General features: G+C 63.5%; 10 protein-coding genes. 6 read left to right on the top strand and 4 right to left on the bottom strand.

Annotated features, from left to right (window positions below):
* Positions 1-20: 20 nt before the first annotated feature.
* Positions 21-2456: an FtsX-like permease family protein gene (locus ABDW57_RS15655; protein WP_343731107.1), complete on the top strand. Its 2436-nt coding sequence runs from the start codon at positions 21-23 to the stop codon at positions 2454-2456.
* Here the strand turns inward: ABDW57_RS15655 and ABDW57_RS15650 are convergent.
* The 4 genes from ABDW57_RS15650 to prpR all read right to left on the bottom strand — a co-directional run bounded on the left by ABDW57_RS15650 (position 2453) and on the right by prpR (position 6848).
* Positions 2453-3151 (bottom strand): LytTR family DNA-binding domain-containing protein, encoded by a 699-nt coding sequence (locus ABDW57_RS15650; protein ID WP_343731106.1) that lies wholly within the window; start codon positions 3149-3151, stop codon positions 2453-2455. The two genes, ABDW57_RS15655 and ABDW57_RS15650, sit on opposite strands and share 4 nt — an antisense overlap.
* Entirely contained in the window at positions 3151-4185 is a 1035-nt protein-coding gene (locus ABDW57_RS15645) for a histidine kinase (protein WP_343731105.1), read from the bottom strand. Before ABDW57_RS15645 ends, ABDW57_RS15650 begins: the two co-directional genes overlap by 1 nt.
* A gap of 4 nt (positions 4186-4189) precedes the next feature.
* Entirely contained in the window at positions 4190-5053 is an 864-nt protein-coding gene (locus ABDW57_RS15640; protein ID WP_343731104.1) for an alpha/beta hydrolase, read from the bottom strand.
* A gap of 196 nt (positions 5054-5249) precedes the next feature.
* Complete coding sequence (gene prpR, locus ABDW57_RS15635) at positions 5250-6848, bottom strand: propionate catabolism operon regulatory protein PrpR (protein ID WP_343731103.1); 1599 nt, start codon at positions 6846-6848, stop codon at positions 5250-5252.
* Between the two features lie 145 nt (positions 6849-6993).
* Between prpR and prpB the strand changes: the two genes are divergently transcribed.
* The 5 genes from prpB to ABDW57_RS15610 all read left to right on the top strand — a co-directional run bounded on the left by prpB (position 6994) and on the right by ABDW57_RS15610 (position 14794).
* Entirely contained in the window at positions 6994-7881 is an 888-nt protein-coding gene (gene prpB, locus ABDW57_RS15630) for a methylisocitrate lyase (protein WP_343731102.1), read from the top strand.
* Between the two features lie 95 nt (positions 7882-7976).
* A complete protein-coding gene (gene prpC / locus ABDW57_RS15625; protein WP_343731101.1) occupies positions 7977-9125 on the top strand; it encodes a 2-methylcitrate synthase in 1149 nt (382 codons plus the stop codon).
* On the top strand, positions 9122-11719 hold the full coding sequence (acnD, locus tag ABDW57_RS15620; protein WP_343731100.1) for a Fe/S-dependent 2-methylisocitrate dehydratase AcnD: 2598 nt from the start codon (positions 9122-9124) through the stop codon (positions 11717-11719). Before prpC ends, acnD begins: the two co-directional genes overlap by 4 nt.
* Positions 11720-12901, top strand: a complete 1182-nt coding sequence (prpF, locus tag ABDW57_RS15615) for a 2-methylaconitate cis-trans isomerase PrpF (protein ID WP_343731099.1) — start codon at positions 11720-11722, stop codon at positions 12899-12901. It begins immediately after the preceding gene.
* 24 nt (positions 12902-12925) lie between these two features.
* Positions 12926-14794, top strand: a complete 1869-nt coding sequence (locus ABDW57_RS15610) for a propionate--CoA ligase (RefSeq protein WP_343731098.1) — start codon at positions 12926-12928, stop codon at positions 14792-14794.
* Positions 14795-14808 lie beyond the last annotated feature (14 nt).

Here is a 14808-nt window from a genome sequence, read left to right as displayed (position 1 = left end):
TCATCACAGGATTTTGAAACATGGATTTACGCATCGCCTGGCGCACGCTGATACAAGAACCTGCATACACACTCACGGCCATCCTGAGCCTGAGTGTTGGCCTGGCGGCGAGCTTGCTGCTGTTGGGTTTTGTGCGCTACTCGCTGGAATACGACAGCCACCTGCCGGAGGTGGAGCAGGTGTACGTGGTCAAGCACCACTTCAATGTCGAACCATCGTCACCGCTGTTCGACCTGGCGCCGATGTTCTTGCGCGAGGTGGCGCTGAAGACGCCTGGTGTGGCCGACGTCACCAGCTATATTCCCGCGCGTCCTGAAATCACGCCGCTGACCGTGCGCGCGGACCGTAACCTGATGACGGTGCGGAGCCTGATCACGCTGCCCGGCTTCCCATCGGTGCTGGGCATACGCGCGTTGCAGGGCGATCTGGCCAGCGCGCTGGAACGGCCGGACCGCTTCGTTATCACGGAGTCCGCAGCGTTGCGGCTGTTCGGCACGCGCAACGCAATGGGCCGGACCATGGTGGCGGATGGCCACACCATGCAGGTCGGCGCGGTGGTGGCTGCGCCGCCGGCCAACACCACCATTCCGTTCGAAGTCCTGTTCGGTGTGAACGGCGCCGTGGTGGAGCCGGACATCCGTCACGAGATGCTGACCGGAGAGCATGGCTGGATGACCAAGATGCTGTTGCGCCTCAAGCCCGGCGCTTCGCTACCGCTCATCCTCGCACAATTGCAGCAGGCGGTTGACAAGGCGCCGAGCCTGAACCAGTTCCCGCCTGAAGTGCGCGAACGTCTCGGCCAGCGCAAGGCCATCGAGCTGGCCATCTCGCCGCTGCGCGATGCCTACTTCGACGACAAAGTCGCCAACAGTTTCATCGCGCTGCCGGGCGACCGCGCCAGTCCGCGTGTGGTCGCGGGATTGGCGGTGCTGGCCGCACTGATCCTGCTGCTGGCCGCGATCAACTACGTCAACCTGACCACTGTGCGCGTGCTGCGCAGGCAGCGCGAGATGGCCATGCGCAAAGTGCTGGGCGCCGGCATGCCGCGGATTGTGGCGCAGTTTCTGCTGGAGTCCATCCTGTTGGCGATGGCCGCAACCGCGATTGGCTTGTTGTTGGCGTGGCTGGCGCTGCCGGTCTTTTCGCAGCTGGTCAACCGGCAGCTGGACGGTCTGTTCTCGCCGCAGAACATCGCGGCGGCGTTTGGGATTGGAGCGCTGCTGGGGGCTGCCACGGCGGCATATCCAGCGTGGATCGCGCTGCGCGTGCGTCCGACGCAGGTGCTGGCCGGCCGTCCGGATACCGAATCGCGCGGCAGCATGCAATGGCGCCGTGCGCTGACCGTGATCCAGATCGGCACCGCGATGGGATTGGCCAGCGTGACCATCGCCATCGCCTGGCAGACCGATTACGCCATGCGCGCCGCGCCGGGCTTCGATCCGGCGCCGATCGTGGTGGTGGACATGCCGGGTCATATCCGTGACGCCGGCAAGGCCAAACGCCTGATCTCGGCCTTGAAAGCGCAACCCGGCGTGGCCGGCGTCGCTGTTTCTGAAGACCCGGTCGGTCGCCTCGACTGGATGTGGACGCGCACACTCAAGCGGCCCGGCGGCGAGAGCGCATTGATGGAAATGAAAACCGTCAGCGCCAACTTCTTTGAACTGTACGGCATCGCGCCAGCGGCAGGGCGGCTGTTCCAGTCGGCTATCGACAAAGACAACGACGCCACCAGCATGGTGCTGAACGCTGTCGCCGCCCGCGCTTTGGGCTTTGCCAGTGCCGAGCAGGCGGTGGGGCAAACGGTCAGCTTCACAGGATTCGACAATGCCGTGATCGCGGCGCGCATCGTCGGCATCGCACCGGAGCTGCGCTTCCACTCCCTGCGCGAGACGCCGGCCGCCACGGCCTACGCCTTGGGCGATAACGGCATGGTGCTGAGCGTGCGCGCTGCGGGCGCACCGGCGGACGCCGAGCGTGCCGCGCAAGCGCTGTGGCCCCAATACTTCCCGGACGCGCTGCCCAAGATCTACCGCGCAGCGGACGTGCTGAAAGCGCATTACGCCGAAGATGCCCGCATGGCCAGGCTGCTGGCGGTAGCAACCGGCATCGCGCTGGCGATTGCCGCCTTCGGCACCTATGCACTGTCCGCCAACACCGTGCAGCGCCGCGCCAGGGAAATCGTCCTGCGCAAACTGCACGGCGCGCGGCGGGCCGACATTGGTCTGCTGGTGATCCGCGAGATCGGCGCCATGACGCTGATCTCGGCCGCCATCAGCCTGCCGATCGCGCTGGTGCTGATCGAGCGTCACCTGAGCAGCTACATCGAACATGCCCCGATCGGCTACTGGACTCTGGCCTTCGCGCTGCTGCTGACGCTGATGACCGCCCTCATCGCCATCACCCGCCACACCTGGACCGCCATGCGCCTGCCGCCAGCGCAGGCTTTGCGTGGTTAGATGGCGCTCAACGCCTTGAATTGCGCAGCGCGGCGGCGGGAGACTTCGATGGCGGTCTGGTCGCGCAGGGTGAGATCGAGGCCGCCGCTGTCGTTGGGCTGGACCTGTTCGATGAAGTCGAGGTTGACGATGTGGCGGCGGCTGGCGCGGAAGAAGCGCTGCGGGTCGAGCTTCTCTTCCAGCTGGTTCAAAGAGCGCAGCATCAGCGGCTGATGCTGGCCGAAGTAGACGCGCGTGTAGTTGCCTTCGGATTCGAACAGGCGAATGTCCTGCATGGCGACAAACCAGCATCGATCGCCGTCCTTGATGAACAGTTTTTTGCCCGCGGTGGACACCGCCTCGCGGTGCTGGCGCGCCGCGCAGCGTTGTAATGCGGAGGCCATGCGAGCGGCCTGTATCGGTTTTTGCAGGTAGTCCAGCGCGTTCACTTCAAACGCCTGCAGCGCGTATTGATCGAAGGCGGTGGTGAAGATGACTTCGGGCGCTTCCTCCAACGCGGCCAGCATGTCGAAGCCGGAACCGCCGGGCATTTGCACATCGAGGAAAATCAGGTCGGGCTTGAGCGCGGCGATCTGCTGCACGCCATCGGCGGCGTTGACCGCCTCGCCAACGATTTCCACCTCAGGATGCGCGGCCAGCAAGCGTCGCAGTTCCGCGCGTGCGAGGCGCTCGTCGTCGATCAGTAATGCCCGCATCACGCAGCCTCCGGCAAAGTCAGCGTGGCGCGTACCCAGCCACTGTTTTCCGACAAATCCAGCTGCGCATTGGCGCCCAATGCCAGCGCCAGGCGCTTGCGCGTATTGACCAGGCCCACCCTGGTGGAGTTGGCGAACGGCACGATGGCGCCGAGGTTGGCAATTTCGATATGCACCGCGCCATCGTCCCTGCGCTGTGCGCGGATGCGGATCTCGCTGCCGGCGGGACTGGCCTCGACGCCATACTTGACCGCGTTTTCCACCAGCGTCTGCAGCGACATTGGCGGAATGCGCACCTGCTCCAGCCCGACGCCGATGTCCACGCTGACCTGCATGCGTTCTTCAAAGCGGATTTTTTCGATGGCGAGATAAGCCTGCACGGCCTCGATTTCCGCTGACAGCGGTACGGTGTCGTGATGTCCGGATTGCAGGGCATAGCGCATTACGCTGGCCAACTGATCGATCATCTGCGCCGCCGCATTCTGGTCTTCGTAAATCAGGGCGCGCACGCTGTTCATGCTGTTGAAGAAGAAGTGCGGATTGACTTGCGCCTGCAAGGCGCGCAGCTCCGCGTCCTTGGCGGCGACTTCCAGCCGCAGCGATTCCGCCTCCGCCCGATGGGCGCGCCGCAGCGACAGCACTGCCATATAGAAGATATTCCAGACCAGGTAAGTCGCCCACCACGCCAGCAGCGCACCGGGCACCCAGCCGAAGCCTTTTGTCACCATGGGCGCGGCGAACATCAGGAAACCAAGGTACTGCACGAAGGTGTGAATCGTGCCCAGCGCCAGCACTCCGCACAGCAGCGTGGTCCAGCTGATGCGCTGCCCAATGCTGAGGCGTCGTTTGAGCAGGCGATGCCACCAGTTGCTGATCACGATGCCAGTACCGGCACCCCACCACATCACCCAGATCAGGCCCGGCATGCTGGTCGCGCCCGTGGCGGCGGCAAACAGGGGGAGGAAGCCCCAGCCGGTCAGCTGGAAGATCCAGTACCAGTTCAGGCGCGCGATGAGTGGGCGTTGGTGGTTCATGGGCTCAGTTGAGGAAGTTATCAATGCGATCATACATCCATGCCGGATCGTCGTACATGATGAAGTGGCGTGCGTTGTCGGCCATTTCAATTTTGGCGCCCTTGAGCTGCGCGTACTGGGAGGTATAGACGGCGGTGATGACCGGCTTGGAGGCGTAATCCTTGTAGGCGATCCAGGTGCCCAGCACCAGCGTTGGCGCCTGGATGCGGCTGATGTCCTGGCGTAGATCGGTGCCCATCATATCGGCCATCGCGTCGATGACGGTGCGGCGGTTGGACAGCCCGCCACGGGCCAGCGCCTTATCGATATCTTCCTGGCGCGTGATCATGGTGCGCATGGTCCGCAATTGCGCCGCGTTGAAAGTGGCTGCATCCTGCGCCTGCATATTGGCGCGCATGCCGGCGGCCATCTCCTTCAGTTGAGCGGGCGTCAGGCTTGGCATCTGTGCCGCGCCGAGTGCCGGCAGGGTATCGACGATCACCAACTGGCCGACCTGTTCGGGGTGGTTCGCCGCCAGCTTCATGCCGAGGAAGCCGCCGAGGCTATGGCCGATGATGACCGGCCGGTTGAATTTATGGGTGCTGATATAGGCGCTTAACTGCTGCTCGACCGCGGGCAGTAATGGCTCCTGAATGGCTGGTTGGCCGGCGAAACCGGCGAGGGTCAGCACATGGCACTGATACTTGCCGCTGCCGCAGAAGTGCCGCACAGTGCCGTCCCAGACGTCGCCGGACGACGCCAGTCCTGGAATCAGGATCATGGGGGCGCCGGTGCCGGTGACATCGACCTTGAAGGCGGGGTGCTCGGCTGCTGCTGCATGGCCCAGCATCAAGGTAGTGGCCAGTGCGGCGATGGTTTTGATCAGCATGGTGGTCTCCGTTGGTGATTAAGTGGGGCCATGCTATCGCCGCCCCACGCCAGCAGCGACGGCTTTGGGATGAGCGGCTTTACCGCCGTGATGAGCGGCCATAACTCCGGGGTCAGGTCCGTCATTTCTACACGGTCTCATCCGTAACGTACGTTACGGATGAGACCGTGTAGAAATGACGGACCTGACCCCGGAGTTAGCTTTCGGCTTTGAGTTTGCGCCAGAGGGTGGTGCGGCTGATGCCGAGGTAGTCGGCGGCGGCGTCGCGGCGCCCGCCGAAGCGGGCAAGGACGTCGGACACGCGTTCGGTCGCCGGCACCGTGCCCAGGCCCCGGGCCGCGAGTTCCGGGGCGATGCTGAGGATGAACGCCGGCGTCAGCGCTTGCAGCGGTTCAGCTGCCAGGAATAGGGCCAGGCGCTCTGCCAGGTTGCGCAGTTCGCGCACGTTGCCCGGCCAGTCGTAGCGCTCCAGCAGGGACGCGCAGGCCGCTATCTCGGCGTGCAGGTTGGGATGCGGGCGCGCGCCCAATGATGCCAGGGCGTTTTTCAGCGACCATTCAGCCAGCGGCAGCACGTCTTCGGCGCGTGCGCGCAGCGGCGGCAGCGTCAGACGCAATACGGCCAGTCGATAGAACAGGTCCGCGCGGAACCGGCCTTCGCGCACGCGCTGTTCAAGGTCGCAGTGGGTGGCGCTGATGATGCGAACGTTGACCGGTATCGGCCGCGTGCCGCCCACGCGCACCACTTCGCGTTCTTCCAGCACGCGCAGCAAACGCGTTTGCAGCGTGAGCGGCATTTCGCCGATTTCGTCGAGGAACAGCGTGCCGCGGTTGGCCGCTTCAAACAAGCCCGCATGTCCACCGCGCCGCGCACCGGTGAAGGCGCCTTCCTCGTGACCGAACAATTCTGATTCCAGCAGGGACTCTGCGATCGCGCCACAGTTCACCGCTACAAAGGGACGGTTCTGGCCCAGCGTGCGCGGCGCTTCACGGTGGATGGCTTGTGCCACCAGCTCTTTGCCGCTGCCTGTCTCGCCTTGTATCAGCACGGTCGCCGGCGATTTCGCATACAGCACCACCGATTGCCGTACTGTCTCCATCGCCGCCGAATCGCCACGCAGATCGTTGATGCCATGCCTGGCACGCAGTGTGTCGGTCACCACCGCGCTGCGCGCGCGGCTGCGGTTCGATTCCAGCTGCGTCAGGCGTGCCATCTCCAGCGCATCGTCAAACGCATGGCGGATCGACGCGGCCGAGTACACGAATACGCCGGTCAGCCCCGCTTCCTCGGCCAGATCGGTAATCAGACCGGCGCCGACGATCGCTTTGATGCCGGCCGCTTTCAAATCGTTGATCTGCGCGCGCGCATCTTCCTCGGTTACGTAAGTGCGCTGCGCCACGTCGAAGCCGAAGGTGCTGGAGAATTCGGCCAGTTCCGCCAGCCGGTCCTGATAGGTGATGATGCCGATGCGGTCCGACACGCGCCGTGCCCGCGCCAGCGCCTGCATCACATCCAGTCCGCTGAATTTGGCGATCACCACCGGCACCGACAGGCGGCCTTTCAGATACGCCGCATTCGAGCCGGCCGCGATCACCGCGTCGCAACGCTCGCTGGCGAGACGCTCGCGTATGTGTTTGGCCGCTTCGTCGAAGCCCAGATTGATCGGCTCGATCGTTGCCAGGCTGTCGTATTCCAGTGTGATGTCGCGGAACAGATCGGACAGGCGCGACACGGAAACCGTCCAGATAACCGGCTTGTCGTTGGCGTCGAAGGGCAGGGGCGTGGAGTGTCGCATGTTTCAATTATAGTTCAAATCTGTTTCAGTGTTTCATTATGAAACACTGGATTGGCTGTAAGTGATTGATTTGTATAGATTGCACGTCTGGCATAGCCCTTGCACTACAGTGCCTAACTTCAACGCAACATCGAAAGGTCTCAACATGAGTCACTACTCCGCAGGCGCCGCGTTCCGCAAAGCCGTTCAGGAAGAATCTCCGCTGCAGGTGGTTGGCGCCATCAATGCCAATCACGCCTTGCTGGCCAAGCGCGCCGGTTTCAGGGCGATCTATTTGTCGGGCGGCGGCGTGGCGGCGGGGTCGCTCGGCCTGCCGGACCTCGGCATCTCGAATCTGGACGACGTGCTGACCGACGTGCGCCGCATCACCGATGTGTGCGATCTGCCGCTGCTGGTCGACTCGGACACCGGCTTTGGCGCCTCCGCTTTCAACGTGGCCCGCACCGTCAAATCGCTGATCAAGTTCGGCGCCGCCGCCACTCACATCGAAGACCAGGTCGGCGCCAAGCGCTGCGGCCACCGCCCGGGCAAGGAGATCGTCAGCAAGGATGAAATGGTCGATCGCATCAAGGCCGCCGTTGATGCGCGCACCGACGACCAATTCGTCATCATGGCCCGCACCGACGCGCTGGCGGTGGAAGGCCTGGACGCCGCCATCGAACGCGCCGTGGCCTGCGTAGAGGCGGGCGCCGATATGATCTTCCCGGAGGCGATGATCACGCTGGATATGTACAAGCAGTTCGCCGCCGCCGTCAAGGTGCCGGTGCTGGCCAACATCACTGAATTCGGCTCGACCCCGTTGTTTACGGTGGATGAGCTGCGCAGCGCCGACGTGGGACTGGTGTTGTATCCGCTGTCCGCCTTCCGCGCCATGAACAAGGCAGCGGAAAACGTCTACGGCGCGATCCGCCGCGACGGTACGCAGAAGAACGTGGTCGACACCATGCAGACCCGCGCCGAGCTGTATGAACGCATCAACTATCACGATTTCGAACAGAAGCTGGATGCACTGTTCGCCGCACAGAAGAAATAACCCCTCGTCATCCCGGCGCGCGCCGGGATCCATTCTGAGCATGCGTTCTATGGGTTCCGGCCTACGCCGGAACGACGCACACTGGAGATAACGAAATGACCGAAGCTACCACCTTCAAACCAAAAAAATCCGTCGCCCTGTCGGGTGTCGCCGCCGGTAACACTGCGCTGTGCTCTGTCGGCAAAACCGGCAATGACCTGCACTATCGCGGCTACGACATTCTGGACGTCGCCACCACCTGCGAGTTCGAAGAGATCGCCTATCTGCTGGTGCATGGCAAACTGCCGACCGTCTCCGAACTGAAAGGCTACAAGGCCAAACTGAAATCCCTGCGCGGCCTGCCGCAAGCCGTGAAGTCGGCACTGGAAGCACTGCCCGCATCGGCCCATCCGATGGACGTGATGCGTACCGGCGTTTCCGTGCTGGGCTGCGTGCTGCCGGAAAAAGATGACCACAACACGCCAGGCGCGCGCGACATCGCGGACCGCCTGATGGCCTCCTTCGGCTCCATGCTGCTGTACTGGTACCACTACAGCCATAATGGCAAGCGCATCGAAGTGGAAACCGACGACGACTCCATCGGCGGCCACTTCCTGCATCTGCTGCACGGCGAGAAGCCGCGCGACTCGTGGGTACGTGCGATGCACACCTCGCTGATCCTGTATGCGGAACACGAGTTCAACGCTTCGACCTTCACCAGCCGCGTGATCTCGGGCACCGGCTCCGACATCCATTCGGCCATCACCGGCGCCATTGGCGCGCTGCGCGGTCCGAAGCACGGCGGCGCCAACGAGGTTGCCTTCGAAATCCAGAAGCGCTACGACAATCCGGATGAAGCGGAAGCCGATATCCGCAACCGCGTCGCCAACAAGGAAGTGGTGATCGGCTTCGGCCACCCGGTGTACACCGTTTCCGATCCGCGCAATGTGGTGATCAAGGAAGTGGCGCGCCAGCTGTCGGAAGAAGCCGGCTCCACCAAAATGTACGACATCGCAGAGCGCCTGGAATCGGTGATGTGGGAAATCAAAAAGATGTTCCCGAACCTGGACTGGTTCTCGGCGGTTTCGTACCACATGATGGGCGTGCCGACCGCGATGTTCACGCCGCTGTTCGTCATCTCGCGCACCTCCGGCTGGTCGGCGCACATCATTGAACAGCGCATCGACAACAAGATCATTCGTCCAAGCGCCAACTACGTCGGCCCGGAAGACCTGAAATTCGTCCCGATCAAGGACCGCAAATGAACACCCATTTCCGCAAGCCTTTGCCGGGCACCCAGCTGGACTACTTCGACGCGCGTGAAGCCGTCGATGCGATCCAGCCAGGCGCCTGGGCCAAACTGCCGTACACCTCGCGCGTACTGGCGGAAAACCTCGTACGCCGCTGCGATCCGGCCACGCTGAATGCCTCGCTGTCGCAGCTGATCGAGCGTAAGCGCGACCTGGACTTCCCATGGTTCCCGGCGCGCGTGGTGTGCCACGACATTCTGGGGCAGACCGCGCTGGTTGATCTGGCCGGCCTGCGCGACGCCATTGCCGACCAGGGCGGGGATCCGTCACTGGTCAATCCGGTGGTGCCGACGCAGCTGGTGGTCGATCACTCGCTGGCGGTGGAATGCGGCGGCTTCGATCCCGATGCCTTCAACAAGAATCGCGCCATCGAGGACCGCCGCAACGAAGACCGCTTCCACTTCATCGACTGGACCAAGAAAGCCTTCCAGAACGTGGACGTGATCCCGCCGGGGAACGGTATCCTGCACCAGATTAATCTGGAACGCATGTCGCCGGTGATTCAGGTGAGCGACGGCGTGGCCTATCCGGACACGTTGGTCGGCACCGACTCGCACACGCCGATGGTGGACGCGCTGGGCGTGATCGCCATTGGCGTCGGCGGCCTGGAAGCGGAAACTGTGATGCTGGGCCGCGCGTCGTGGATGCGCCTCCCGGATATCGTCGGCGTTGAGCTGAGCGGCAAACCGCAAGCCGGCATCACCGCCACCGACATCGTGCTGGCGCTGACCGAATTCCTGCGCAAGGAAAAAGTGGTGTCGGCCTATCTGGAGTTCTACGGCGAAGGCGCCACGGCGCTGACGCTGGGCGACCGTGCCACCATCGCCAACATGGCGCCAGAATTCGGCGCCACCGCCGCGATGTTCTCGATCGACGAGCAGACCATTAAATACCTCAGGCTGACCGGCCGCGATGACGCGCTGGTGGAACTAGTCGAAAAATACGCAAAGCACACCGGCCTGTGGTCGGACAGCCTGAAGACCGCCGAATATGAGCGCGTGCTGAAGTTCGACCTGTCCACCGTGGTGCGCAACATCGCCGGTCCATCCAACCCGCACAAGCGCGTGGCCACCACCGATCTGGCGGCGCGCGGCATCTCGGGCGTGGTGGAAAATGAACCGGGCAAGATGCCGGACGGCGCGGTCATCATCGCCGCCATCACCAGCTGCACCAACACCAACAACCCGCGCAACATGATCGCCGCCGGCCTGCTGGCGCGCAATGCCAACAGGGCAGGACTGCTGCGCAAGCCCTGGGTCAAATCCTCGCTGGCGCCAGGCTCCAAGGCGGTCACGCTCTACCTGGAGGAAGCGGGCCTGATGCCGGAGCTGGAAAAGCTGGGCTTCGGCGTGGTGGCCTATGCCTGCACCTCGTGCAATGGCATGTCGGGCGCACTCGATCCGGTGATCCAGCAGGAAGTGGTGGAGCGCGATCTTTACGCCACCGCCGTCCTGTCGGGCAACCGTAACTTTGATGGCCGCATCCACCCGTACGCCAAGCAGGCTTTCCTGGCTTCGCCACCGCTGGTGGTGGCCTACGCCATCGCCGGCACCATCCGCTTTGATATCGAGAAGGACGTGCTGGGCCATGACGCCAGCGGCAAAGCCATCACGCTGAAAGACCTGTGGCCGAGTGACGAGGAGATCGACGCCATCGTCGCTGCCAGCGTGAAGCCGGATCACTTCCGCAAAGTCTACATTCCGATGTTCGCGCGCAGCGAAGATAGCGGCGAGCGTGCCGCGCCGCTGTACGACTGGCGTCCGCAATCGACCTACATCCGCCGTCCGCCGTACTGGGAAGGCGCGCTGGCAGGCGAGCGCACGCTGAAAGGCATGCGCCCGCTGGCGCTGCTGGGCGATAACATCACCACCGACCATCTGTCGCCGTCGAACGCGATCATGATGAATTCCGCCGCCGGCGAGTATCTGCACAAAATGGGTTTGCCGGAAGAGGACTTCAACTCTTACGCCACCCATCGCGGCGACCACCTGACCGCGCAGCGCGCCACATTCGCCAATCCAACGCTGAAGAACGAAATGGTGCGCGATACGGACGGCAATGTGAAAGCCGGTTCACTGGCGCGCGTGGAACCAGAGGGTAAAGTCACCCGCATGTGGGAAGCCATCGAGACCTACATGGACCGCAAGCAGCCGCTGATCGTGATCGCCGGCGCCGACTACGGCCAGGGCTCGTCTCGCGACTGGGCGGCCAAAGGCGTGCGCCTGGCTGGCGTGGAAGCGATTGTGGCCGAGGGCTTTGAGCGCATCCACCGCACCAATCTGGTGGGTATGGGCGTGCTGCCGCTGGAGTTCAAGCCAGGCGTGAACCGTCTGACGCTGGCGCTGGACGGCACCGAGACTTACGACGTGATTGGCGAGCGCGCACCGCGCACCACGCTGACGCTGGTGATCCACCGCCGCAATGGCGAGCGCCTGGAAGTGCCGGTGACCTGCCGTCTCGATTCGTCGGAAGACGTGTCGATCTACGAAGCCGGCGGCGTGCTGCAGCGCTTCGCGCAGGACTTCCTTGAATCGGCAAAGGCAGCTTAAATGACGCACAAACCGCAAATCAAAATCCCCGCCACCTATATGCGTGGCGGCACCAGCAAGGGTGTGTTTTTCCGTCTGCAGGATCTGCCGGAAGCGGCGCAGCAGCCCGGCGCCGCGCGCGACCAGTTGCTGCTGCGCGTGATCGGCAGCCCGGACCCTTACGGCAAGCAGATCGACGGCATGGGCGGCGCAACCTCCAGCACCAGCAAGACGGTGATTCTTGCCAGGAGCAGCCGTCCGGAGCACGATGTGGACTATCTGTTCGGCCAGGTTTCCATCGACCAGGCCTTCATCGACTGGAGCGGCAATTGTGGCAACCTGTCTGCAGCTGTGGGCGCGTTTGCCATCAGCGGCGGACTGGTTGATCCGGCCCGCGTGCCGCGCGACGGCGTGGCCGTGGTGCGCGTGTGGCAAGCCAATATCGGCAAGACCATCATCGCCCACATCCCGATGACCGACGGCGAGGTGCAGGAGACCGGCGACTTCGAGCTGGATGGCGTGACCTTCCCGGCCGCCGAAGTACAACTGGAATTCATGGACCCGGCGGCGGAAGAGGAGGGCGCCGGCGGCTCGATGTTCCCGACCGGCCAACTGGTGGACGATCTTGAAGTCCCCGGCGTCGGCACGCTGAAGGCCACCATGATCAACGCTGGCATTCCGACCATCTTCATCAACGCCGGCGCCATCGGCTACACCGGCACCGAGCTGCAAGACGCCATCAACAGCGACGCCAAGGCGCTGGCGATGTTTGAAACCATTCGCGCGCACGGCGCGCTGCGCATGGGCCTCATCAAGGAACTGAGCGAAGCGGCCACGCGCCAGCACACGCCCAAGGTGGCGTTTGTGGCGCCGCCCAAGGACTACACCGCGTCCAGCGGCAAGCCTGTGGCGGCGGGCGATGTGGACCTGCTGGTGCGCGCGCTCTCGATGGGCAAGCTGCATCACGCCATGATGGGCACGGCCGCTGTCGCCATCGGCACCGCCGCCGCCATTCCCGGCACGCTGGTGAATCTGGCGGCCGGCGGCGGTGAACGCGGCGCGGTGCGTTTCGGCCATCCATCCGGCACCTTGCGGGTCGGCGCGGAGGCGGTGCAGCAGAACGGAGAATGGAGCGTGACAAAAGCGGTAATGAGCCGCAGCGCGCGGGTGCTGATGGAAGGCTGGGTACGCGTACCCGCTTGAGCAGTGACAAAAAACGGAGGAGACATGAAGTACGCTGATTTTTATCAGCGCTCTATCGTCACGCCTGAACAGTTCTGGCAGGACGAAGCTGCGCTCATCGACTGGAACACGCCATTCAGCCAGGTGCTGGATTACTCGAACCCGCCCTTTGCCCGCTGGTTTGTGGGCGGCAGGACTAACCTGTGTCATAACGCGGTGGACCGCTGGTGCGCAACGCAAGGCGACAAGCCGGCGCTGATCGCCATTTCCACCGAAACCGGCACGGAGCGCAGCTACTCCTTCAACGAACTGCGCGCGGAAGTACAGCGCTGGGCGGCCATGATGCAGTCGCTCGGTGTGCGCAAAGGTGACCGCGTGCTGATCTACATGCCGATGATCGCGGAAGCCGCATTCGCCATGCTGGCCTGCGCCCGCATTGGCGCGGTGCACTCGGTGGTGTTCGGCGGCTTTGCCGCCAACAGCCTGGCCAGCCGCATCGACGACGCCAGGCCGGTGCTGATCGTCTCCGCCGACGCCGGCTCGCGCAACGGCAAAGCCATTCCCTACAAGCCGCTGCTGGATGAGGCGATTGCGCTGTCATCGTCCAAGCCATCGCGCGTGCTGCTGGTGGATCGCGGCCTGGCGCCAATGAACAAGGTGGAGGGCCGCGACGTCGATTACGCCGCGCTGCGCGCTTCACATCTGGCGGCGCAAGTTCCGGTGACGTGGCTGGAGTCGAACGAGCCGTCCTACATCCTGTACACCTCCGGCACCACCGGCAAACCGAAGGGCGTGCAGCGCGATGTCGGCGGCTACGCGGTGGCGCTGGCGGCGTCGATGAAGCACAACTTCTGCGGTAACGCTGGCGAGACGTTCTTTGCTACGTCCGATATCGGCTGGGTGGTGGGGCACTCCTATATTGTCTACGGCCCACTGATTGCCGGCATGGCTACCATCATGTACGAGGGTTTGCCGATCTGCCCGGACCCTGGCATCTGGTGGAGCATCGTCGGGAAGTACAAGGTCACGCGCATGTTTTCGGCGCCAACCGCGATTCGCGTGCTGCGCAAACAGCCGCCGGAGTTCATGCGCAAGCACGACAAGTCGTCGCTGAAGGCGCTGTATCTCGCCGGCGAACCGCTGGATGAAACGACGTCCAGCTGGGTCGCCGGAGAACTCGGCGTGCCTGTCATCGACAACTACTGGCAGACCGAAACCGGCTGGCCTATCCTGTCTATCGCAAAGGGTATAGAGGACGCGCCAACAAAACTTGGCAGCCCGGGCGTGGCGATGTACGGCTACAAGGTCAAGCTGGTGAACGAGACCACCGGTGCGGAATGCGCGGCCAATGAAAAAGGCGTGGTGATGATCGAGGGCCCGCTGCCGCCGGGCTGCATGCAGACTGTGTACGGCAACGATCAGCGCTTCATCGATACGTATTGGACCGAATCCGGCGGCAAGATGCTGTACTCCACCTTCGACTGGGGCGTGCGCGATGCGGACGGCTACTACTTTATCCTCGGCCGCACCGACGATGTGATCAACGTCGCCGGCCATCGGCTCGGCACGCGCGAGATCGAAGAGTCCATCACCAGTCACCCCAACGTCTCGGAAGTGGCGGTGGTCGGCGTGGAAGACAAGATCAAAGGGCAGGTGGCAGTGGCGTTCGCGATTCTCAAGGACGCCAGCGCGGCTACCAGTGAGCAGGACGTCATGGCCGTGGTGGATCGCCAGCTGGGCGCGGTGGCGCGGCCTGCCCGCGTGTACTTCGTCACGCAGCTGCCGAAGACGCGCTCCGGAAAACTGCTGCGCCGTTCAATACAAGCGATCTGCGAAGGCCGCAATCCCGGCGACCTGACCTCGATTGAAGATCCTTCATCGTTGCAGCAGATCGAGCGGGTGCTGCAAAAATAATTGTGCGCGTAAGC

Source organism: Duganella sp. (assembly GCF_039595735.1).
In the GTDB taxonomy this organism is placed as follows: Bacteria; Pseudomonadota; Gammaproteobacteria; order Burkholderiales; family Burkholderiaceae_D; genus Rugamonas.
This window is presented reverse-complemented; position numbering and strand designations above follow the sequence as displayed.

Excerpts from the sequence above, each read along its gene's own strand:
- ABDW57_RS15655 (WP_343731107.1), top strand. The coding sequence starts at position 21 with ATGGATTTACGCATCGCCTGGCGCACGCTGATACAAGAACCTGCATAC.
- ABDW57_RS15650 (WP_343731106.1), bottom strand. The coding sequence starts at position 3,151 with ATGCGGGCATTACTGATCGACGACGAGCGCCTCGCACGCGCGGAACTG.
- ABDW57_RS15645 (WP_343731105.1), bottom strand. The coding sequence starts at position 4,185 with ATGAACCACCAACGCCCACTCATCGCGCGCCTGAACTGGTACTGGATC.
- ABDW57_RS15640 (WP_343731104.1), bottom strand. The coding sequence starts at position 5,053 with ATGCTGATCAAAACCATCGCCGCACTGGCCACTACCTTGATGCTGGGC.
- prpR (WP_343731103.1), bottom strand. The coding sequence starts at position 6,848 with ATGCGACACTCCACGCCCCTGCCCTTCGACGCCAACGACAAGCCGGTT.
- prpB (WP_343731102.1), top strand. The coding sequence starts at position 6,994 with ATGAGTCACTACTCCGCAGGCGCCGCGTTCCGCAAAGCCGTTCAGGAA.
- prpC (WP_343731101.1), top strand. The coding sequence starts at position 7,977 with ATGACCGAAGCTACCACCTTCAAACCAAAAAAATCCGTCGCCCTGTCG.
- acnD (WP_343731100.1), top strand. The coding sequence starts at position 9,122 with ATGAACACCCATTTCCGCAAGCCTTTGCCGGGCACCCAGCTGGACTAC.
- prpF (WP_343731099.1), top strand. The coding sequence starts at position 11,720 with ATGACGCACAAACCGCAAATCAAAATCCCCGCCACCTATATGCGTGGC.
- ABDW57_RS15610 (WP_343731098.1), top strand. The coding sequence starts at position 12,926 with ATGAAGTACGCTGATTTTTATCAGCGCTCTATCGTCACGCCTGAACAG.